Raw genomic sequence first — 20,272 nt, forward strand, 5'->3', positions numbered from 1 at the left:
GGCAACGGAAGACCCCGCGGCCAACGCCCCAACCCCGGGAAACCGTCACCGAAGTCCTGACACACAAACCGTCACCGATGTCCTGATACAGAACTGTCACCCATGTCCTGAGACATCACAACCGAGATTTGACCTGCTCGCGCGGCCCCTCAGCATCCGTGGCACAATGGTGGCGTGACTGTCGACCGGCCCAGCCCGCACATTGTGCTCGTGGCGCGACGGCACATCGATCTCAAGCGCGTCTGCAGCTGTATCTGTCTGCCTTGACTTGGTAGACCCAGTCCCCCTGTGTCTCCAGCTGGCTGACGGTTCCGTGCCGCCCATAAGTGCCGGTGAACTGTGCTGGCCGCGCTGGCGATCTTTTTGAAGGAGAACTTCCGATGACCACCGCCCGCCCCGCAAAGGCCCGTAACGAGGGCCAATGGGCACTGGGGAATCGTGAGCCGCTGAACCCGAACGAAGAAATGAAGCAGGCCGGCGCCCCGCTGGATGTGCGCGAGCGCATCGAGACCATCTACGCCAAGAACGGCTTCGACAGCATCGACAAGAGCGATCTGCGCGGCCGCTTCCGCTGGTGGGGCCTGTACACCCAACGTGAGCAGGGCTACGACGGCAGCTTCACCGGCGACGACAACGCCGAGTTGCTCGAAGCCAGATACTTCATGATGCGGGTGCGTTGCGACGGCGGTGCGCTCTCGGCGGCCGCGCTGCGCACCGTAGGCCAGATCTCCACCGAATTCGCCCGCGACACCGCCGATATCACCGACCGAGAAAACGTGCAGTACCACTGGGTCGAGGTGGAGAACGTCCCCGAAATCTGGCGGCGGCTGGCCGAGGTCGGACTGCAGACCGCCGAGGCCTGCGGCGACTGCCCCCGCGTGATCCTGGGCTCACCGCTGGCCGGTGAGTCGCTCGACGAGGTGCTCGACCCGAGCTGGGCGATCGACGAGATCGCCCGCCGCTACATCGGCCAGCCCGACTTCGCCGACCTGCCGCGTAAGTACAAGACGGCCATCTCGGGTCTGCAAGACGTGGTGCACGAGGTCAATGACATCGCCTTCATCGGCGTCAACCACCCCGAGCATGGTCCCGGGCTGGACCTGTGGGTGGGTGGCGGACTGTCGACCAACCCGATGCTGGCCCAACGGGTCGGCGCCTGGGTGCCGCTCGAAGAAGTGCCCGAGGTGTGGCACGCGGTGACCTCGATCTTCCGCGACTACGGCTACCGACGGCTGCGCTCCAAGGCGCGGATGAAGTTCCTGATCAAGGACTGGGGCATAGACAAGTTCCGCGAGATTCTCGAAACCGAGTACCTCAAGCGTCCGCTGATCGACGGCCCGGCGCCAAAGCCGGTCACGCATCCGATCGACCACGTCGGAGTGCAGCGCCTCAAGAACGGGCTCAACGCGGTGGGCGTCGCCTCGATCGCGGGACGGGTGTCGGGCACCATCCTCACCGCGGTGGCCGACCTCGCCGAGCGGGTCGGCTCGGACCGGATCCGGATGACCCCCTACCAAAAGCTGGTGATCCTCGACGTACCCGACGACAAGCTCGACGAGCTGATCGCCAATCTGGAGGCACTCGGCCTACCGTCACAGCCGTCGCACTGGCGCCGGAATGTGATGGCGTGCACGGGGATTGAATTCTGCAAATTGTCATTCGCCGAAACACGGGTCAAGGCGCAGAGTTTGGTGCCGGAGCTGGAAAGCCGGCTCGCGGATATCAACCTGCAGCTCGATGTTCCGATCACCGTCAACATCAACGGCTGCCCCAATTCGTGCGCACGCATTCAGGTCGCCGATATCGGCTTGAAAGGCCAGATGATCGACGACGGAGAAGGCGGCTCGGTCGAGGGTTTCCAGGTGCACCTGGGCGGCAGCTTGGGCCAAGACAGCGGCTTCGGCCGAAAACTGCGTCAGCACAAGGTCACCAGCGACGAACTCGCTGACTATATCGAACGGCTCGCACGCAACTTCCTGAAATATCGTGGCGAGGGTGAACGTTTCGCACAGTGGGCAATGAGGGCAGACGAGGACGATTTGCGATGAGCGAACGAACAACCAAATTTTCAGAAGCCGAACTGCGTGAGCTTGCCGCCCGTGGCGCGGCCGAGCTCGGGGGCGCCAGCGCCAGCGACGTATTGCGTTGGACCGACGAGACGTTCGGCGGCATCAACGGGCCGCGCGGATGGGCCACCTGCAACTACGTGGTGGCCTCCAGCATGCAGGAGGCCGTGTTGATCGATCTGGCCGCCAAGGTGCGGCCGGGCGTGCCGGTGGTGTTCTTGGACACCGGCTACCACTTCGCGGAGACCCTCGGTACGCGGGACGCGATCGAGTCCGTTTACGACATCCGGGTGCTCAACGTCACTCCCGAGCAGACCGTCGCCGAACAGGACAAACTGTTGGGCAAGGATCTGTTCGCGCGTGATCCCGGCGAGTGCTGCCGGCTGCGCAAGGTCGCTCCGCTGGGCAAGGCGTTGCGTGGATATTCGGCGTGGGTGACCGGGCTGCGCCGGGGTGAAACCGCCGCGCGCGCCAACGCCCCGGTGGTCGGCTTCGACGAGGGCTTCAAGCTGGTGAAGGTCAACCCGATGGTGGCGTGGACCGACGAGGACGTGCAGGACTACATCGAAGAGCACAGCGTGCTGGTCAATCCGCTTATCTACGAAGGCTATTCGTCGATCGGTTGCGCCCCGTGCACGGCCAAGCCGCTGGCGGGCGCCGACCCGCGCAGCGGGCGCTGGCAGGGGCTGTCCAAAACGGAATGCGGGCTGCACGCTTCGTGATGAGTTCAGCACCACCGCCTTTCGCCGTGGTGTCACCCCGCGACACAGCGGCCCCGGACCGATAAACGACTGCCAGAAGCGCTACCGCATTCGTGAACCGTGTCATGGTAGGCACACCGTTACTCATGGGGGCGACGAAGGCCCTCTGTGTTTGGCCTACCCGTCAGAGCGCCAACATGTCTCGCATAGAGTTCGAACGCCGATCACGCTCCCTGAGAAGTCACGCCGACGTCAGCGCGTTCTCATCCTCGTCGGCCTCATCTCCGCCGCGATCAGGGTCCGTCGCATCGGGGGCGATCGGTGGCACCCTGGTGGCACGCACATAGACGGTGTCACCGTCGCGTAACGCCAGCGCCTCGGCGTCGCCTCGGGTGATCTGCGCCGTGAAGAAGCCGCCGGTGGCGGCGCTGGTCAACTCGACCCGCACCTCGAAACCCAGTGCTACCACCCGGTCGACCGTGGCCCGCACCACCCCGATGGACTCCGCAGTACCGTCGCCGCCGGCGATCGCCATGTCGGGGTTGCGACCCACCCGGATGTCGTGCGGTCGCACCAGGGCGCCGTTCAATGTGGACACCGCGCCGAGGAACGACATCACGAACGCGTTCGCCGGGGCGTCATAGACGTCGGTCGGGGATCCGATCTGCTCGATCCGGCCTTGGTTGAGCACCGCGATCCGATCGGCCACATCCAATGCCTCGGCCTGATCGTGGGTGACCAGCACCGTGGTCACGTGCACCTCGTCGTGCAGGCGCCGCAACCACGCCCGTAGATCCTCACGCACCTTGGCGTCCAGCGCGCCGAACGGCTCATCGAGCAGCAGCACCTGCGGGTCGACCGCCAGCGCTCGCGCCAGCGCCATCCGCTGCCGCTGACCACCGGACAGCTGATTGGGATAGCGACCCTGAAAACCGCTCAGCCCCACCACTTCAAGCAGGTTGTCGACCTTGGCTTTGATCTCGGCTTTGGGCCGCTTGCGGACCTTGAGCCCGAAAGCGACGTTGTCGCGGACGGTCAAGTGCTTGAACGCCGCGTAGTGCTGGAAGACGAACCCGATACCGCGGCGCTGCGGTGGCACCCGGGTGACGTCACGACCGTAGATCGTGACGGTTCCGGTGTCGGGTTGATCGAGGCCGGCGATGGCACGCAACAGGGTCGATTTGCCCGAACCACTGGGACCCAACAACGCCGTCAGCGACCCGGTGGGCACGACGAAGTCCACATTGTCCAGTGCGACGAAATCGCCGTAGCATTTATTGGCTTCGCGCACGATGATGGCGAGGTCGCCGCGGCCGGTACCCGCGTCTGTCACGTCATCCTCCTCGTCCGGTCTGTCTCGCCGCTCGTGCGCGGCGGGCGTCGAGAACCACCTGGAAAATCAGCACCAGCACCGCAACCCCCATCAGCAAGGTCGACAGCGCGTAGGCGCCGTACTCGACACCGCGGTTATACCGGTCCGAAACAAGCAATGTCAGTGTTTGCGACTTCCCCGGCAGGTTCGACGACACCACGAGCACCGCACCGTATTCCCCCAGCGTACGTGCGATGGTCAACACGATGCCGTAGGTCAGGCCCCACCGGATGGACGGCAGCGTGATCCGCCAAAACGTCTGCCACCAGCCCGAACCCAGCGTTGCCGCCGCCTCCTCCTGGTCGGTTCCCAGCTCATGCAGCACCGGCTCCACTTCACGCACGACGAACGGCAGGGTGACGAAGATGCTGGCGAGGACGATGCCGGGCAGGCCGAAGATGATCTTGAACCCGAGGTCTTTTTCGACGAACCCCAGCGCACCGCCCGAGCCCCACAACACGACCAACGCCACGCCCACGATGACGGGCGAGACCGCGAACGGCAGATCGATGATCGCCTGGAGCACTCCCTTACCGCGAAACCTGTTGCGCGCGAGCACCAGTGCCGTGGGAATACCGAAAACCACGTTGAGGGGCACCACGATGGCCACCACCAGCAGCGTCAAGTTCAGTGCCGATATCGCCGCCGGGGTGCTCACCCAGGCGTAGAACTCGCCGAACCCGGGCCGAAACGTTCGCCACAGGATCAACGTCACCGGCACGACCAGCAACACGAAGACGTATCCGAGGGCGATGAACCGCAGCGAATAGCGGACCCCCGTGGACGACGTCATTCGGCCAGCTCCTGACGTTTGGCCGCGCGCCCGCCCACGATCCGCAGGATGAGCAGGACCACGAACGAAATCGCCAACAGCACAATGGATATTGCGGCGGCGCCGGTGCGGTCGTCGTTCTCGATCAAGGTTCGTATCCACTGCGACGACACTTCGGTCTTGCCGGGCACAGCGCCACCGATCAGCACCACCGACCCGAACTCGCCGATCGCGCGTGAGAACGCCAGGCCCGCACCGGACAACAACGCGGGCAGCAGCGCCGGCAGCACCACGGAGGTGAAGATCTTCAGGCCGCTGGCGCCCAGCGACGCCGCCGCCTCCTCGGCTTCGCGGTCCACCTCCAGTAACACCGGCTGAACCGCGCGGACCACGAACGGCAGCGTGACGAAGGCCAACGCCACCGCCACACCCCATGCGGTGTGCTGCAGATGAAGACCCACCGGGCTGTTGTTGCCGTATAGCGCCAGCATGACCAGGCTGGCGACGATGGTGGGCAGCGCGAACGGCAGATCGATGATCGCGTCGACGAGTCGCTTCCCGACGAAGTCGTCGCGCACCAGGACCCACGCGATCACCAGACCAAAAATCAGGTTGAGCACGGTCACACCGGCCGAGATCGTCAGGGTCACCCGGAACGACTCCAACGCGGCGTTCGAGGTGACCGCGAGCCAGAACGCGTGCCAGCCACCGCCGGCGGACTGCCAGGCGATCGCCGCCAGCGGCAGCAACACGATCACCGACAGCCACACCGTGGCCACCCCGACCCGCAGGGCGGTGCTCCCAGGGCCGAGCCCGGGGAGCGGCCCTTGTCCGGTGTCGCCGCTGAGCTCGGGCCGGATTGCCAGCGGGTCCGGCGTGATCGCCGTCATCCGGTGGCCTGAGTGTAGATCTTGGTGATGCTGCCGGTGTTCTTGTCGAACAGCTGCGGATCCGCCGCGCTCCAGCCGCCGAGGTCGGCGATGGTCCACAGTTTCGCCGGCACCGGATACTGGGTTCGGAAATCGGCGGCGACGGACGGGTCGACCGGCCGGAAACCGGCTTGCGCCCATACCTTTTGGGCCGCGGCCGTGTATTGGAAGTTCTTGAACGCGACGGCGGCCTGCAGGTGGGGGCTGGTGTTGACGACCGCGACCGGATTATCGATCTTGAAGGTCTGCGGCACGTTAATGTGTTCGACCGGTTTGCCCGCCCGCTCGGTGGCGATGGCCTCGTTTTCGTAGCTGATGAGCACGTCACCGCTGCCCTGGACGAAGACGTCGGTGGCTTCGCGTCCCGATCCGGGACGGAGTTTGACGTGCTCGGTCACCAGCTTCTTGATGAAATCCACTCCGGCCGCGCTGTCGGCGCCCCCTTCGCTCTTGACGGCGTAGGGCGCGAGGAGATTCCACTTGGCCGACCCCGAACTCAGCGGGCTGGGCGTGATGACCTCAATGCCGGGGCGCAGCAGGTCATCCCAATCCTTGATGTTTTTCGGATTGCCCTTCCGCACCACCAGCGTGACCACCGAGCCGAACGGGATTCCCTTGGTGGCGTCGCTGTTCCAGTCCTTGGAGACCTTGCCGGCCTTGACCAATCGAGCGATGTCGGGTTCGACGGAGAAGTTCACGACGTCGGCGGGCTTGCCGTCGACGACACCGCGAGATTGGTCACCGGAAGCCCCGTAGGAGGTCACCACCTGCACGCCCTTGCCCTCATCGGCGGCATTGAACACCGGAATTATCTTGCTCCACCCGGGTTCTGGGACTGAGTAGGCGACCAGCGTGATACTGGTATGCGCATCGGCCAGACCACCGCCGCCGACGGCATCGCTGGCACCGCCGTCGCACCCGGCGAGGATGCCGGCTATCGAAACCAGGGCGAGAACAGGCCGCCGACGCAACGCGGTCCTGATGTCCATTGATGGCCTTCCGCTGCGGAACTTATCGGATCTCGGTCCCGTCTCTGCGGAAAGGCAACTAGAACTTCAGGAGAATTCGAGAACTCCAGAACCAGACCGCGCACGGGTTGGGGAGTCAGCGACAACAATGCACGACGGCATAGCACGCCGGAATGCCAAATGCCACACGCATGGCGGGAAGCCTAACAGGAATCGATGGTGCCGCCACCGCGGCCGGGGCGGAGCGGAGCCGCCCGGCGCCTTACCGGTGCATCGCATGGGTGACCAGCCACGTGCCGATCACCAGCGCCAGCAAGATGAGAAGAACCAGCGTCACGTGCGACCGAGGCATGCGCGTTACCCGGGTGTCTCACCGGCACGGCGGGTACGGCGCATCGACTCGATGCCCTTGCCGAGCAGGCTGTCGAGCACGGCCGCCGTCCCGTAGGCCACCGCCAGCACGATGGGCATCACCACCGTGGCCTGCAGCACGAAAGGCAACCCCGAAAGCCACAGCTCATTGCCGTCCCACCAATTGAGGAACGCGTTCACGGAGCTCACCCTATTCGGCCCCGCCACCGAAAACCAATGCGTGAACTCGGCGCGCACCTCGCGGGTGGTTGCGCGGCACGCCGCCGCGGCGAAACGTTGGACGCAGGGCCGCCGCGCAGTCGATGATGTCCAGATGGTTCTGCATGTTCAGCCCGACGACCAACCGGCCCGACCGGTCGAAGACATGCCCGAGGAAGCGTTTCCATCGGCGGCCGCGACGGCGATGTCTTCGTCCATCGACCTGCGCACACTCGGGCCCCTTGCTCCCAGTGCAGCCCTGCGTAATCCGTTTCCACCGATCGCCGATTACGCGTTCTTGTCGGACTGGGAAACGACCTGCCTGATATCGCCGGCCGGGTCGGTGGAGTGGCTGTGTGTGCCGCGGCCGGACTCGCCGAGCGTGTTCGGGGCGATCCTGGACCGCAGTGCCGGCCATTTCCGGTTGGGCCCCTACGGTGTCTCGGTGCCGTCGGCCCGCCGGTATCTGCCGGGCAGCCTCATCATGGAGACCACCTGGCAGACCCACACCGGGTGGCTGATCGTGCGTGACGCGCTGGTGATGGGCCCCTGGCACGACCTCGACCGACGGTCGCGGACGCATCGCCGCACCCCGATGGACTGGGATGCCGAGCACATCCTGCTGCGCACCGTGCGCTGCGTCAGCGGCACCGTCGAACTGATGATGAGCTGCGAGCCGGCGTTCGACTACCACCGGGTCGGGGCCAGCTGGGAATACTCCGCCACCGCGTACGGCGAGGCCATCGCGCGCGCCACCAAGCAACCCGACGCCCACCCGACGCTGCGACTCACCACCAACCTGCGGATCGGGCTGGAAGGCCGGGAAGCGCGCGCACGCACCCGGATGAAAGAGGGCGACGACGTGTTCGTCGCGCTGAGCTGGACCAAACACCCGGCGCCGCAGACCTACGAAGAGGCCGCCGACAAGATGTGGCAGACCACCGAATGCTGGCGACAGTGGATCAACATCGGTAACTTCCCCGACCACCCGTGGCGGGCATACCTGCAGCGCAGCGCGCTCACACTGAAGGGCTTGACCTACTCGCCCAGCGGCGCGCTGCTGGCGGCCAGCACCACGTCGCTGCCGGAAACACCGCAGGGCGAACGCAACTGGGATTACCGCTACGCCTGGGTGCGCGACTCCACGTTCGCGTTGTGGGGTCTGTACACGCTCGGGCTCGACCGCGAGGCCGACGACTTCTTCGCCTTCATCGCCGATGTCTCGGGGGCCAACAACAACGAGCGGCACCCGCTGCAGGTCATGTACGGGGTGGGCGGCGAACGCAGTCTGGTCGAAGAAGAGCTGCATCACCTGTCCGGCTACGACCAGGCCCGGCCGGTGCGAATCGGCAACGGGGCCTTCGACCAGGTCCAGCACGACATCTGGGGCTCCATCCTCGACTCCTTCTACCTGCACGCCAAGTCGCGCGAGCAGGTCCCGGAGACGTTGTGGCCGGTGCTGAAGAAGCAGGTGGAAGAGGCGATCAAGCACTGGCGTGAGCCCGACCGCGGAATCTGGGAGGTTCGCGGGGAACCGCAGCACTTCACGTCGTCGAAGGTGATGTGCTGGGTGGCGCTCGATCGCGGGGCGAAGCTGGCCGAGCGGCAGGGCGAGAAGAGCTATGCCCAGCAGTGGCGGACCATCGCCGAGGAGATCAAGGCCGACATCCTGCACCACGGCGTGGATTCGCGCGGGGTGTTCACCCAGCGCTACGGCAGCGACGCGCTGGACGCCTCGCTGCTGTTGGTGGTGCTGACGCGGTTCCTACCGCCGGACGATCCGCGGGTGCGCAACACCGTGCTGGCGATCGCCGAGGAACTCACCCAGGAAGGCCTGGTGCTGCGCTACCGGGTCGAGGAGACCGACGACGGGCTGTCCGGTGAGGAGGGCACCTTCACGATCTGCTCGTTCTGGCTGGTGTCGGCGCTGGTCGAGATCGGGGAGGTGCGGCGCGCCAAGCGCCTGTGCGAGCGGTTGCTGTCCTACGCCAGCCCGCTGCACCTTTACGCCGAGGAGATCGAGCCGCGCACCGGCCGGCAGCTGGGCAACTTCCCGCAGGCGTTCACCCACCTGGCGCTGATCAACGCGGTGGTGCACGTGATCCGGGCCGAGGAGGAAGCCGACGGCTCCGGGATGTTCCAGCCCGCCAACGCGCCGATGTAGCCGGCACCGGCGATCGCAAGCGCGGCTGTGGCGATCGCGAGCGCGGCGCAGCCGGGCGAAGCGGGTCGCCACATCAGGTTGAGCCGGGCGAAGCGGGTCGCCACATCAGCACGAGCCGGGCGAAGCGGGTCGCCGCCATCAGGCCCTCGCGGTCAGCTCAGGGCGTTGACCCTGTCCATCACGGCGTGCGCGATGTCGAGTGCGCTGGTGTTGAGGTCGGCTGATCCCGGGTCGGTGGATCGCCGCCCGCCGAAGAAGACCACCTCGACTTCGACCAGGCAGTTCGACCGGATACCGATGGCACGCGCCTGCGGGGTGGGCCGCAGGGCCGGCATATTGGGCAGCACCGAGGTCGCGGTTTTGGTCGCCGCGATGGTGGTAGCGGTGCCACGCACATCGCTGATGACGTTCGTGGTGCTGATCGGGCCGGTCTGTTCCGATGTCGTCATGCCGTTGCACTGTTGCCACTGCTGGGTGAATTGCGCAAACAGCGCCTGTGCCTGCGAGGCCGACGGCAGCGTGACGATGCCCTCCATCACGGTGATCACCTGGGCCGGTTCGCCGTTGTTCCACCACGACTCCGACGCAACGTCTTTGACTTGGGCAGACCGGTACACGCTCTTCTGCAGCATCGCCGTCACGCCCAGGCAACCGGCCTGCGATATCGACCGCCTGATCTGGTAGAGCTTCTCGGGACCGCCGACTTGGGGCGGATCGCGGGACACCAAGGTCTGGCCGAGCATCCGCGAGAGCGTCGCGCCGTCGAGAAGCACGTTGCTCACCGTCGCACCGCTGAGCGGTCGCAGCTTCAGGTTCGGCGCCGGCTTCGCCGTGCCGCCCACGACCGTGCCGCAGCCCGTCACCACCGCGGCGACCGCCGCGAGCATCGCCGCCGCTTTGCATATCCGCATGGCTACTTCTTGCCCTTGTCCCCCGCCGCGTCCGCGGACAACGCCGCGACGAACGCTTCCTGCGGCACGTCGACCCGCCCGATGGTCTTCATCCGCTTCTTGCCTTCCTTCTGTTTTTCCAGAAGTTTGCGCTTGCGGGTGATGTCACCGCCGTAACACTTGGACAGCACGTCCTTCCGGATGGCGCGGATGTTCTCGCGCGCAATGATTTTCGATCCGATCGCCGCCTGGATCGGCACCTCGAACTGCTGGCGCGGGATCAGCTCTTTGAGCTTGGTGGTCATCTTGTTGCCGTAGGCGGAGGCACCGTCCTTGTGCACGATGGCGCTGAACGCGTCGACCGCCTCGCCCTGCAACAAGATGTCGACCTTGACCAGCTGGGCCTCTTGCTCGCCGGCCTCCTCGTAGTCGAGGCTGGCGTAGCCGCGGGTGCGTGACTTCAGGGAGTCGAAGAAGTCGAAGATGATCTCGCCCAACGGCATCGTGTAGCGCAGCTCGACGCGTTCGGGCGACAGGTAGTCCATCCCCCCGAGCTCGCCCCGGCGCGACTGGCACAGTTCCATGATGGTGCCGATGAACTCGCTGGGCGCGATGATGGTGGTCTTCACCACCGGCTCGTACACCGTGCGGACCTTGCCCTCCGGCCAGTCCGATGGGTTGGTCACGACGATTTCGGTGTCGTCCTCTTTGATCACGCGATAGACCACGTTGGGTGAGGTCGAAATCAGATCCAGGTCGAACTCTCGCTCCAGGCGCTCGCGGGTGATCTCCATGTGCAGCAAACCCAGGAAGCCACAACGGAATCCGAAGCCCAGCGCCACCGACGTCTCCGGCTCATAAGTCAGGGCCGCGTCGTTGAGTTGCAGCCTGTCCAAAGCGTCGCGCAGGTCCGGGTAGTCCGAACCGTCCACGGGATACAGACCCGAGTAGACCATCGGCTTGGGTTCGCGGTATCCGGTCAGCGCTTCGGCGGCGCCGCGCCGGGCCGTCGTCACGGTGTCACCCACCTTGGATTGGCGGACGTCCTTGACTCCGGTGATCAGGTAGCCCACCTCGCCCACGCCCAGGCCCTCGCTGGCCTTCGGCTCGGGCGAGACGATGCCGACCTCGAGCAGTTCGTGCGTGGCGCCGGTGGACATCATCGCGATCCGCTCGCGCGGGGTGATTTTTCCGTCCACCACCCGGACGTACGTCACCACGCCGCGGTAGATGTCATAGACCGAGTCGAAGATCATCGCCCGCAGCGGCGCGTCGGCCTTGCCCTGCGGGGGCGGTACCTGGCGCACCACCTCGTCGAGCAGGTCCGCCACGCCCTCACCGGTTTTGCCGGACACCCGCAGCACCTCGTCCGGCTCGCAGCCGATGATGTGGGCGAGCTCACCGGCGTAGCGGTCCGGGTCGGCGGCCGGCAGGTCGATCTTGTTGAGCACCGGGATGACCGTCAGATCGCGGTCCAGCGCCAGGTACAGGTTGGCCAGGGTCTGGGCCTCGATGCCCTGCGCGGCGTCGACCAGCAGCACCGCGCCCTCGCAGGCCTCGAGCGCGCGCGACACCTCGTAGGTGAAGTCGACGTGGCCCGGGGTGTCGATTAGATGCAGGACATAGTCCATTTCGGCGGCTTCGTCTCCCGATACTTTCCAGGGCAGCCGCACGTTCTGCGCCTTGATGGTGATCCCGCGCTCGCGCTCGATGTCCATCCGGTCCAGGTATTGGGCGCGCATCGAGCGCTCATCGACGACACCGGTGAGCTGCAGCATCCGGTCGGCCAGCGTCGACTTGCCGTGATCGATGTGGGCGATGATGCAGAAGTTCCGAATCTGTGCCGGCGCGGTGAAGGTCTTGTCGGCGAAACTGCTGATGGGGATCTCCTGGTCTACTTCAAGCGTGATGGGCGCTGCGCGGCCGCTTTCCGGGCCGGTTCGCGGGCATGTCCAGCGTATCTACGCAGGGTCGTGGAGACCTACTTGGACACAGTCGCGCCCGGTTGCTCGCGTCTATGCTGCGAATATGGCCTCTGCCCGGAAATCGCAGTGGAAGATGTTCCAGCGGTTTGCCGAGAATCTGGTGTTCAACGGGGCCCCACGGCTGGTCCGGCACGTGCAGAATTCCCAGACCGTCCTGCGCGAGCTGCAGCAGGCCGTGCGGATCACCGCGAACGTCATCGCCGCCGCGGCGCCGCCACCGTCCGACGCGACGGCCACCGGACGGCCGGTGACCAGCAGCAGCCTGCCCACCGCGCAGCGGGCCCGCAGGTTGGTGTACGCGCCGAGCCTGGACGGCCGCGCCGACCCCGGCGAGATCGTCTGGACGTGGGTGGTCTACGAGGACGATCCCACCCGGGGCAAGGACCGGCCGGTGCTGGTCGTCGGACGTGACCGCGGCGTCCTGCTGGGGTTGATGGTCTCCAGCCAGGAACGCCATGCTGCGGATCCCGAGTGGGTTGGAATCGGTTCTGGCAGTTGGGATTACGAGGGAAGATCCAGCTGGGTTCGGCTGGACCGCGTGCTCGACGTGCCCGAAGGGGGCATTCGCCGCGAGGGCGCCATTCTGGATCGCGAGATCTTCGATGTGGTGGCGGCCCGACTGCGCGCCGACTACTCCTGGCGCTGATCTCCGCCGCGCGTGTCGGGCAATCCGCCGAGCGTGTAACGACGCCGAGAAGACGGCCTTGAATCCTCGCCCTGAGTGCACTCTCGGCGAGCGGCTTGAGCAGGCCCGCCCAGAGCTAGCCCCGCCCGGCGGCGATGCAGGCCGCACGCGGCCCGAGGAGGAGCCGGGCAGTCAGCCCTGAGTGATGTAGGACTGCAACTGCTGCTGCTCGGCCTCGAGCTCTTCCATCCGGGTCTTCACCACGTCTCCGATGCTGACGATGCCGATCAGCTTTTTCCCGTCCAGCACCGGCACGTGGCGCACCCGGTTCTTGGTCATCAGGACACTGATGGCGTCGACCTCGTCGGTCTTCGTGCACGTGGCCAGCATGCTGGTCATGATCTTGGCCACCGGGCGGGACAGCACGCTGGCCCCGTGGGTGTGCAGCTGGCGTACGATGTCGCGCTCCGACACGATGCCGACGACACCCTCGGCGCCGACCACCACCATGGCGCCGATGTTCTGCTCGGTCAGGCCCGCGAGCAGCTCACGAACCGTCGCGTCCGGGTTGATGGTCACCACCGCCGCGCCCTTGTTCCGCAAGACGTCCGCAATCCGCATGAAGGCCTCCAGCCGGGTTTGTGATCCGCTTCACACCAGGCTACGGCTAACTCGCGCGGCGCAAAAGCCACCAACAGAACCTGCAAACAGATTGTCCACGCGCCGAAGACCGGCCGGATCGGTCGATCGGTCCCCTGGTCACGGGCGGGCCCGGCAAGATAGGGCCATGATCGAGGTCACCCTGCTGGGCACCGGAAGTCCGATCCCAGACCCGAACCGCGCCGGGCCGTCGACCCTGGTGCGGGCCGGCGGTCAGGTGTTCCTGGTGGACTGCGGGCGTGGGGTGCTCCAGCGCGCGGCGGCCATCGGGGTGGGCGCGGCCGGGTTGTCGGCGTTGCTGCTCACCCACCTGCACAGCGATCACGTCGGCGACCTCGGCGACGTCCTCATCACGCGGTGGATCAGCACCTTCACCCCCGATCCCGCGCCGCTGGCCATCATCGGGCCGCCCGGCACCGGCGAACTGGTGGAGGCGACGCTGAAGGCATTCCACCACGACATCGGCTACCGGATCGCCCATCACGCCGATCTGAATGCGCCGCCGGCCGTCGAGGTCCACGAACACACCGAGGGTCCCGTGTGGGACCGCGACGGCGTCTCGATCCGGGTGGCCCCTACCGATCACCGGCCGGTGGCCCCGACCATCGGATTCCGCATCGAATACGAGGCAGCGGCGGTGGTGCTCGCCGGCGACACCGTGCCGTGCGCGAGCCTGGACGAGCTGGCGGCCGGTGCCGGCGCGCTGGTGCACACCGTGATCCGCAAGGACATCGTCGCCACCATCCCCCAGCAGCGGTTCGTCGATATCTGCGACTACCACTCGTCGGTGGAAGAGGCGGCGGCAACCGCGGCCCGCGCGGGCGTGGACACCCTGGTCATGACGCACTACGTGCCGGCCCTGGTGCCCGGCCAGGAAGAACAGTGGCGCGCGTTGGCGGCCCGGGAATTCGATGGGCGCATCGAGCTCGGTGACGACCTGCACCGGGTTCAGGTCGACGCACCCCGCTAACACTGCCGGCGCTCACCCGGCCGACGAATCCCGTTGTGCCGCACGGGTGATGGCGACACCGGCCGCTACCAACCAGGTCAACATCGAGACCCGCGCGATCGGCAATATGACACCCAGCGCGGGCCAGATCAACACCGCCACCGCCGATTCGGCGAGGACGGCCGTCGCCAGGCCGATCCGGGCGACCGGCCCGGGCAGCACTCCCCGGGCCGCCCCGGGTGCCGCCATCGCGGCCACCAGCAGGCCCAACGCCACGATGTGGCCCGGGCCGCCGGTGAGAAAGACCAGCAGGTAGAGCGCTCTGACCAACGCAGTGTCGGCATTGACTTCCGGCCACGACATCGTCCAGCCCAGCAATCCGGCGAGAGCGAGCGCCCCGGCGGCCAAAATGCCGCCGGTGAGCGCGATCGTGGCGGCGGCACTGGCTCCGAGTTGCCTCAACCGCGCGCCGGCCGTCGCCGCGTAGATCGCCAACGGGACCGACGACGCGAATGTCGCGACGGCGATGACGCGCACGGCCGCCGGCTGGGTACGCACGTACGCCGCGACCGCACTCGCCGGGCCGTACGGCAACGGCATGACGCCGCCCATCCCGACTCCGATCGCGATCCCGCCGAACAGCAGCCCGATGCAGAGCAGGGCAAGCGACGTCAGGGGCGGCCCGCCGCGGCCGGGCTGGTTCACCTCGAGCCGAGTCGCGCCGTCGGGTGCATCGTTCATCACGCAACGGTATTCCCCGCTAGGCGAGCCGGGTGACCTCCACGATCACGTCCAGGTCGGTGGCGCCCTCCCCGGAGTAGATGCCTTTCAACGGGGGAACGTCGGCGTAGTCGCGGCCCGCCCCGACGCCGACGTACTGTTCGGTGATCTCGGCGTCGTTGGTGGGGTCATAGCTCCACCACGCGCCCGTCCAGGCCTCGATCCAGGCGTGACTTCGCCCGTCCACGGTGTCCCCGACGACGGCGTCGGGTTTGGGATGTAAGTAGCCCGAGACATAGTGCGCGGGAATTCCCATGCCGCGCAACAACATCAACGACAGGTGCACGAAGTCCTGGCAGACGCCCTTGCCCTCTTTCAGCGCGTCCAGCCCGGACGAGTGCACGCTGGTGGTTCCCGGAAGGTAGTCCAGCTCGTCGCGCACCCAATTTGCCGTGGCGACAACGGCTTCGGCCGGCCCGTGGGTTTTGCTGAGCTTTTTGCCCACCGATGCGACCCGCTTACTGGCCGGGGTGTGCTCGGTCGGGCGGAGCAGGTCGTCGAAGCGATCGATCACCGCATCCGAGTGCAGGTCGCTCCAGCCCACCTCGGTGGTCGGCGCCTCGGCGCGCTCGGTCTCGACGACCGAGGAGGACATCACCGTGAGATCGGTATGCGGCGCGTGCAGGTCGAACGCCGTCACCGCGGTGCCCCAATAGTCGATGTAGCGGTAGGACCGGGTGGCCGGGATGGTTTCGACGCGGTTGAGGATGACGTTCTGCCGGTTGTTCGACCGCGGCGTCAGCCGGGCTTCGTTGTAGGAGGCGGTCACCGGCGACTGGTAGGCGTATCCCGTGGTGTGGACCACCCGCAGCCGCCACATCAGCCGTCCCCTTTCCTGCCGATCAGTCGGGCGTGCTGACCGGCATCCGACCACGCCACCCAGGGGGTGACGTGAAAGTACTGCAGCACCAAGGCTTCTCCGACATCGCGGCAGGTGCGCTGCAGGCCCGCCAACCGGCTTTCCAACGTCTCCAGCAGCACACCGGGCTGGACGAACTCCAATTCGCTGCGGGCCTGCCCGAGCAACCGCTGGGCCTCCGCGGTGGCCCCGATCCGGCTCTGCCGATTGTGGACCAGTTCGTCGAGGTTGTGTTCGGCCAACCGCAGCGAATAGAACACCGAACGCGGAAACAGCCGGTCGAGCAACATGAACTCGACCACTCGGCCCGCATCGAGCACACCGCGGTAGGTGCGCAGGTAGGTGTCGTGCGCACCCGCCGAGCGCAGCAGCGTCACCCACGCCGGGGACGAGGCGCTGTCCCCGACCCGCGACAGCAACAGCCGCACGGTCATGTCGACCCGCTCGATCGCGCGGCCCAACACCATGAAGCGATATCCGTCGTCGCGCGACAGCGTCGAGTCGGCCAGGCCGGCGAACATCGCCGCCCGCCGCTCGATGAACGACAGGAAATCGTGTGGCCCAAGGCGTTTGGCGGCGCGTTCACGTTCGGGTAGGGCGTGGTAGGTGGTGTTGAGGCACTCCCATATCTCGCTGGACGTCACCTCCCGCGCCGACTTCGCGTTTTCCCGTGCCGCGGTGACGGCGTCGACGATCGAGCAGCCACCTGCGGCGTTGGTGCTATAGGCCACCAAGTCGGTCAACGACCACACGTCCAGGTCGTGGTCCGGCGGGTCGATGCCGAGCACCCGCAGCAGCAGGCGCGAAGCCTGATCCGGGTCGACGCTGGAATCCTCGAGCAATTGGTGCAGCGCCACGTCCAGAATTCGCGCGGTGTCGTCGGCGCGCTCGACGTAGCGGCCGATCCAGTAGAGCGACTCGGCGTTACGTGCCAGCATCAGCGCACCGCCCGGTGTTGCTGCTGTTGCTTGAGCTGCTCGCGCCGAGGCTGTTCGGTGGGTTGCGGCTGTTGCGGCGTCAGCCGCGCAGGGTCGTCCAACATGGGGTCGGGCATGGAGGTCGGCAACGAGCGCACCACCTCTGCCGCCTCGAGCTCGTGGTCGCCGGCCGATGCCCGCGACGCCAACACCCAGGTGTCCTTCGAGCCACCGCCCTGGCTGGAGTTGACCACCCGTGACCCCTCGACCAGGGCCACCCGGGTGAGCCCGCCGGGCAACACCCACACGTCGTTGCCGTCGTTGACCGCGAACGGCCGCAGGTCGACGTAGCGGGGCGCGAGGGCACTGCCGACCTGCGTCGGCACGGTCGACAGCTCCATCATCGGCTGGGCGATCCAGCTCCGCGGATCGTCGCGGATCTTCTTGGCGGCGACGGCCAACTCCTTCGGGGAGGCCTCCGGGCCGAACACGATCCCGTAGCCGCCGGATCCCTCGACCGGCTTGAGGACCAGCTCGTCGATCCGGTCGAGCACCTCGTCGCGTTCGTCGTCGAGCCAGCAGCGCAGCGTCTCCACGTTGGCCAGCAGCGGCTTCTCGCCCAGGTAGTACTCGATCATGGTGGGCACGTACGTGTAGACGAGTTTGTCGTCGCCGACGCCGTTGCCGATCGCGCTGGAGATGACGACGTTCCCTGCGCGGGCGGCGTTGACCAAACCCGCCACCCCCAGCACCGAGTGGGCGCGGAACTGCAGCGGGTCCAGGAACGCGTCGTCGATGCGCCGATAGATGACGTCGACCTGGCGCTCCCCCGCGGTGGTGCGCATGTACACCTGGTTGTCGCGGCAGAACAGGTCGCGCCCTTCGACCAGCTCGACCCCCATCTGACGGGCCAGCAGCGAATGCTCGAAATACGCCGAGTTGTAGACGCCCGGGGTCAGCACCACCACCGTGGGGTCGGCCTCGTTGGTGGCCGCGGAGCTGCGCAGCGCCCGCAGCAGGTGGGCGGCGTAATCGTCCACCGAGCGCACGCGATGCGTGGCGAACAGGTTCGGGAAGACGCGCGCCATGGTGCGCCGGTTCTCCATCACGTAGGAGACGCCCGACGGCGAGCGCAGGTTGTCCTCGAGGACCCGGAAATTTCCCTTTTCGTCCCGAATCAAATCGATGCCGGCCACATGGATCCGTACACCGTTGGGCGGGACGATGCCCATCGCCTGGCGGTGAAAATGCTCGCAGGAGGTGACCAAGCGGCGCGGGATCACCCCGTCGTTGAGGATTTCCTGATCGCCGTAGATGTCGTCGAGGTACATCTCGAGCGCCTTGACCCGCTGGGTGATGCCGCGCTCCAGGCGGGTCCACTCGGCCGCGGAGATGACCCGCGGCACCAAGTCCAGCGGAAAGGGCCGCTCCTGCCCCGACAACGAGAAGGTGATGCCCTGGTCGAGGAAGGCGCGGGACAGTGCCTCGGCGCGAGCTTTCAGCTCCGACGCGTCCGACGGCGCGAGCTCGGCATAGATGCCCTTGTAGGGGCCGCGAACGGCGCCCTGGGCGTCGAACATCTCATCGAAGGCCATCTCGTAGGCGTCCGAGGACGTGTTGTATCCGCCGAAAATGCGCTCCGAGCGCGCGGGGCGAAAACCCCGCCTGGTCTCCTCGAGCTGGTTCGTCAGACTCACTGTTCAGATGCTGCCTCAGATCGACGTTCTGGCAGCCCACGTGTTCCCGTTTTGGGAGAAAACGTAACTCACTGATAACCTGGGCAATCGCTGTGGTGATATCCGGCGCCCAACCAAACGTCTGATCGAAGAAGGAACTCGAGCGTGGCCAACATCAAGTCGCAGCAGAAGCGCAACAAGACGAACGAGCGCGCTCGCCTGCGCAACAAGTCGGTGAAGTCGTCGCTGCGCACCGCTGTCCGCGCCTTCCGCGAGGCCGCCGGCGCCGGGGACAAAGACAAGGCCACCGAGTTGCTGGTGTCGACCAACCGCAAGCTGGACAAGGCCGCCAGCAAGGGTGTGATCCACAAGAACCAGGCGGCCAACAAGAAGTCCGCGCTGGCGCAGGCCCTCAACAAGCTCTGAGGCCCCCTCAGTGGCCGCGCTGGGCGGCTAGCTCGGCAACCTTTCTGACCGCGGATTCCAGGGCGTAGTCGGCGTCCACCACCGCCCCCTTGACATTCGCGTTGAGCGTGGCGACAACCTTCATCGCCGTCGCGACCGTGTCGCGCGACCAATGCCGGGCCTGTTTCTGGGCCTTCTGCACCCGCCAGGGCGGCATCCCCAGCTGTGACGCCAGGCGGTACGGATCCCCCGACAGCGGGCCGACGCGGCCGATGGTGTGAATCGCCTCGGCCAGCGCGTCCGCCAGCACCACCAGGGGCTCGCCCCGCATCATCGCCCACCGCAGCGCCTCGGCGGCTCCTTCGATGTCGCCGGCCACCGCCTTGTCGGCGATGTCGAAGCCCTTCACCTCGGCCTTGCCGCTGTGATAGCGGCGCACCGCGGCGGCGTCGATCGCTCCGCCGGTGTCAGCCACCAATTGGGAGCAGGCGGCCGCCAGCTCCCGCAGATCGGAGCCGACCGCGTCCAGCATCGCGGTCACCGTCCCCTCGTCGGCCTTGACCCGCAGCCCGCGGAACTCCTTGCGGACGAAATCGATGCGTTCGCTGAGCTTGGTGACCCGCGCGCACGGGTGCACCTCGGCGCCGAGCGACTGCAGCTCGGTGGCCAGCGCCTTGGCCCGCCCGCCGCCCGAGTGCACGACCACCAGCACGACGCCCGACGGCATATCGGTTGCGGCCGAAACAATCACTGCCACAGCGTCTTTGCCGGCTTCGCCGGCGGCCTCCAGCACAACGATGCGTTCGTCGGCGAACAGCGAGGGGCTCAGCAGCTCGGCGAGCTCGAAGGTACTGACGTCGCCCGCCCGCATCCGGTTGACCGGAACGTCGTCGGTGCCGGCCCGTTTCCGCGCCGACCGCAGCACGTCGGCCACCGCCCGCTCGACCAGCAGTTCCTCGTCTCCCAGGACCAGGTGCAACGGCG

Annotated in this window: 20 protein-coding genes; 7 read left to right on the top strand and 13 right to left on the bottom strand. The window is 66.7% G+C overall.

Features of this window, described 5'->3' with window-relative positions; all coding sequences use genetic code 11:
- Positions 1-210 precede the first annotated feature (210 nt).
- The 3 genes from EPN51_RS29075 to EPN51_RS23855 all read left to right on the top strand — a co-directional run bounded on the left by EPN51_RS29075 (position 211) and on the right by EPN51_RS23855 (position 2,788).
- Positions 211-267 carry an Ms4527A family Cys-rich leader peptide gene (locus EPN51_RS29075; RefSeq protein WP_350494663.1) on the top strand — a complete coding sequence of 19 codons (57 nt, stop codon included), beginning with the start codon at positions 211-213 and terminating at the stop codon, positions 265-267.
- 113 nt (positions 268-380) lie between these two features.
- On the top strand, positions 381-2,048 hold the full coding sequence (locus EPN51_RS23850; protein WP_293047598.1) for a nitrite/sulfite reductase: 1,668 nt from the start codon (positions 381-383) through the stop codon (positions 2,046-2,048).
- Positions 2,045-2,788 carry a phosphoadenylyl-sulfate reductase gene (locus tag EPN51_RS23855; RefSeq protein WP_293047599.1) on the top strand — a complete coding sequence of 248 codons (744 nt, stop codon included), beginning with the start codon at positions 2,045-2,047 and terminating at the stop codon, positions 2,786-2,788. The genes EPN51_RS23850 and EPN51_RS23855 overlap by 4 nt, the downstream gene beginning before the upstream one ends.
- A 220-nt stretch (positions 2,789-3,008) precedes the next feature.
- Here the strand turns inward: EPN51_RS23855 and EPN51_RS23860 are convergent, their stop codons facing one another.
- The 5 genes from EPN51_RS23860 to EPN51_RS23880 all read right to left on the bottom strand — a co-directional run bounded on the left by EPN51_RS23860 (position 3,009) and on the right by EPN51_RS23880 (position 7,369).
- Positions 3,009-4,100, bottom strand: coding sequence for a sulfate ABC transporter ATP-binding protein (locus EPN51_RS23860; protein WP_293047601.1), 1,092 nt, complete (start codon positions 4,098-4,100; stop codon positions 3,009-3,011).
- A gap of 1 nt (position 4,101) precedes the next feature.
- Positions 4,102-4,932, bottom strand: coding sequence for a sulfate ABC transporter permease subunit CysW (gene cysW / locus EPN51_RS23865; RefSeq protein ID WP_293047603.1), 831 nt, complete (start codon positions 4,930-4,932; stop codon positions 4,102-4,104).
- Entirely contained in the window at positions 4,929-5,801 is an 873-nt protein-coding gene (gene cysT, locus EPN51_RS23870; protein ID WP_293047605.1) for a sulfate ABC transporter permease subunit CysT, read from the bottom strand. Before cysT ends, cysW begins: the two co-directional genes overlap by 4 nt.
- The gene (locus EPN51_RS23875; protein ID WP_293047607.1) at positions 5,798-6,829 is read right to left on the bottom strand and encodes a sulfate ABC transporter substrate-binding protein; all 1,032 of its coding nucleotides are present in this window, start codon (positions 6,827-6,829) and stop codon (positions 5,798-5,800) included. Before EPN51_RS23875 ends, cysT begins: the two co-directional genes overlap by 4 nt.
- A gap of 336 nt (positions 6,830-7,165) precedes the next feature.
- Positions 7,166-7,369 (bottom strand): hypothetical protein, encoded by a 204-nt coding sequence (locus tag EPN51_RS23880; protein WP_293047609.1) that lies wholly within the window; start codon positions 7,367-7,369, stop codon positions 7,166-7,168.
- A gap of 124 nt (positions 7,370-7,493) precedes the next feature.
- Here EPN51_RS23880 and EPN51_RS23885 point away from each other — a divergent pair, with 124 nt between their 5' ends.
- Positions 7,494-9,542, top strand: a complete 2,049-nt coding sequence (locus EPN51_RS23885) for a glycoside hydrolase family 15 protein (RefSeq protein WP_293047611.1) — start codon at positions 7,494-7,496, stop codon at positions 9,540-9,542.
- A gap of 152 nt (positions 9,543-9,694) precedes the next feature.
- On the opposite strand, the gene EPN51_RS23890 is transcribed toward EPN51_RS23885, so the two are convergent.
- A complete protein-coding gene (locus tag EPN51_RS23890; protein ID WP_293047612.1) occupies positions 9,695-10,453 on the bottom strand; it encodes a sensor domain-containing protein in 759 nt (252 codons plus the stop codon).
- A gap of 2 nt (positions 10,454-10,455) precedes the next feature.
- Positions 10,456-12,342 (bottom strand): translation elongation factor 4, encoded by a 1,887-nt coding sequence (lepA, locus tag EPN51_RS23895; RefSeq protein ID WP_293047774.1) that lies wholly within the window; start codon positions 12,340-12,342, stop codon positions 10,456-10,458.
- A 118-nt stretch (positions 12,343-12,460) separates the two neighbouring features.
- On the opposite strand from lepA, the gene EPN51_RS23900 reads away from it, so the two are divergent.
- Positions 12,461-13,063, top strand: a complete 603-nt coding sequence (locus EPN51_RS23900) for a type II toxin-antitoxin system PemK/MazF family toxin (RefSeq protein WP_293047614.1) — start codon at positions 12,461-12,463, stop codon at positions 13,061-13,063.
- A 171-nt stretch (positions 13,064-13,234) separates the two neighbouring features.
- Here EPN51_RS23900 and EPN51_RS23905 read toward each other — a convergent pair whose 3' ends face one another.
- Positions 13,235-13,663, bottom strand: a complete 429-nt coding sequence (locus EPN51_RS23905; RefSeq protein WP_293047616.1) for a CBS domain-containing protein — start codon at positions 13,661-13,663, stop codon at positions 13,235-13,237.
- Between the two features lie 166 nt (positions 13,664-13,829).
- Between EPN51_RS23905 and EPN51_RS23910 the strand changes: the two genes are divergently transcribed.
- Complete coding sequence (locus EPN51_RS23910; protein WP_293047618.1) at positions 13,830-14,672, top strand: ribonuclease Z; 843 nt, start codon at positions 13,830-13,832, stop codon at positions 14,670-14,672.
- Between the two features lie 12 nt (positions 14,673-14,684).
- Here EPN51_RS23910 and EPN51_RS23915 read toward each other — a convergent pair whose 3' ends face one another.
- From EPN51_RS23915 to EPN51_RS23930, 4 genes are read right to left on the bottom strand one after another with little or no spacing between them, the layout of a single operon-like run.
- On the bottom strand, positions 14,685-15,392 hold the full coding sequence (locus EPN51_RS23915; RefSeq protein WP_293047620.1) for a hypothetical protein: 708 nt from the start codon (positions 15,390-15,392) through the stop codon (positions 14,685-14,687).
- 19 nt (positions 15,393-15,411) lie between these two features.
- Positions 15,412-16,251 carry a transglutaminase family protein gene (locus tag EPN51_RS23920; protein WP_293047622.1) on the bottom strand — a complete coding sequence of 280 codons (840 nt, stop codon included), beginning with the start codon at positions 16,249-16,251 and terminating at the stop codon, positions 15,412-15,414.
- A complete protein-coding gene (locus EPN51_RS23925) occupies positions 16,251-17,228 on the bottom strand; it encodes an alpha-E domain-containing protein (RefSeq protein ID WP_293047624.1) in 978 nt (325 codons plus the stop codon). The genes EPN51_RS23920 and EPN51_RS23925 overlap by 1 nt, the downstream gene beginning before the upstream one ends.
- On the bottom strand, positions 17,228-18,904 hold the full coding sequence (locus EPN51_RS23930) for a circularly permuted type 2 ATP-grasp protein (protein ID WP_293047626.1): 1,677 nt from the start codon (positions 18,902-18,904) through the stop codon (positions 17,228-17,230). Before EPN51_RS23930 ends, EPN51_RS23925 begins: the two co-directional genes overlap by 1 nt.
- Positions 18,905-19,048: 144 nt before the next feature.
- Here EPN51_RS23930 and rpsT point away from each other — a divergent pair, with 144 nt between their 5' ends.
- Positions 19,049-19,309, top strand: a complete 261-nt coding sequence (rpsT, locus tag EPN51_RS23935; RefSeq protein ID WP_293047628.1) for a 30S ribosomal protein S20 — start codon at positions 19,049-19,051, stop codon at positions 19,307-19,309.
- Between the two features lie 7 nt (positions 19,310-19,316).
- Here the strand turns inward: rpsT and holA are convergent, their stop codons facing one another.
- Entirely contained in the window at positions 19,317-20,267 is a 951-nt protein-coding gene (gene holA, locus EPN51_RS23940) for a DNA polymerase III subunit delta (protein WP_293047776.1), read from the bottom strand.
- Positions 20,268-20,272 lie beyond the last annotated feature (5 nt).

The sequence above is a fragment of the Mycobacterium sp. genome, from assembly GCF_004298145.1.
In the GTDB taxonomy this organism is placed as follows: Bacteria; Actinomycetota; Actinomycetes; order Mycobacteriales; family Mycobacteriaceae; genus Mycobacterium.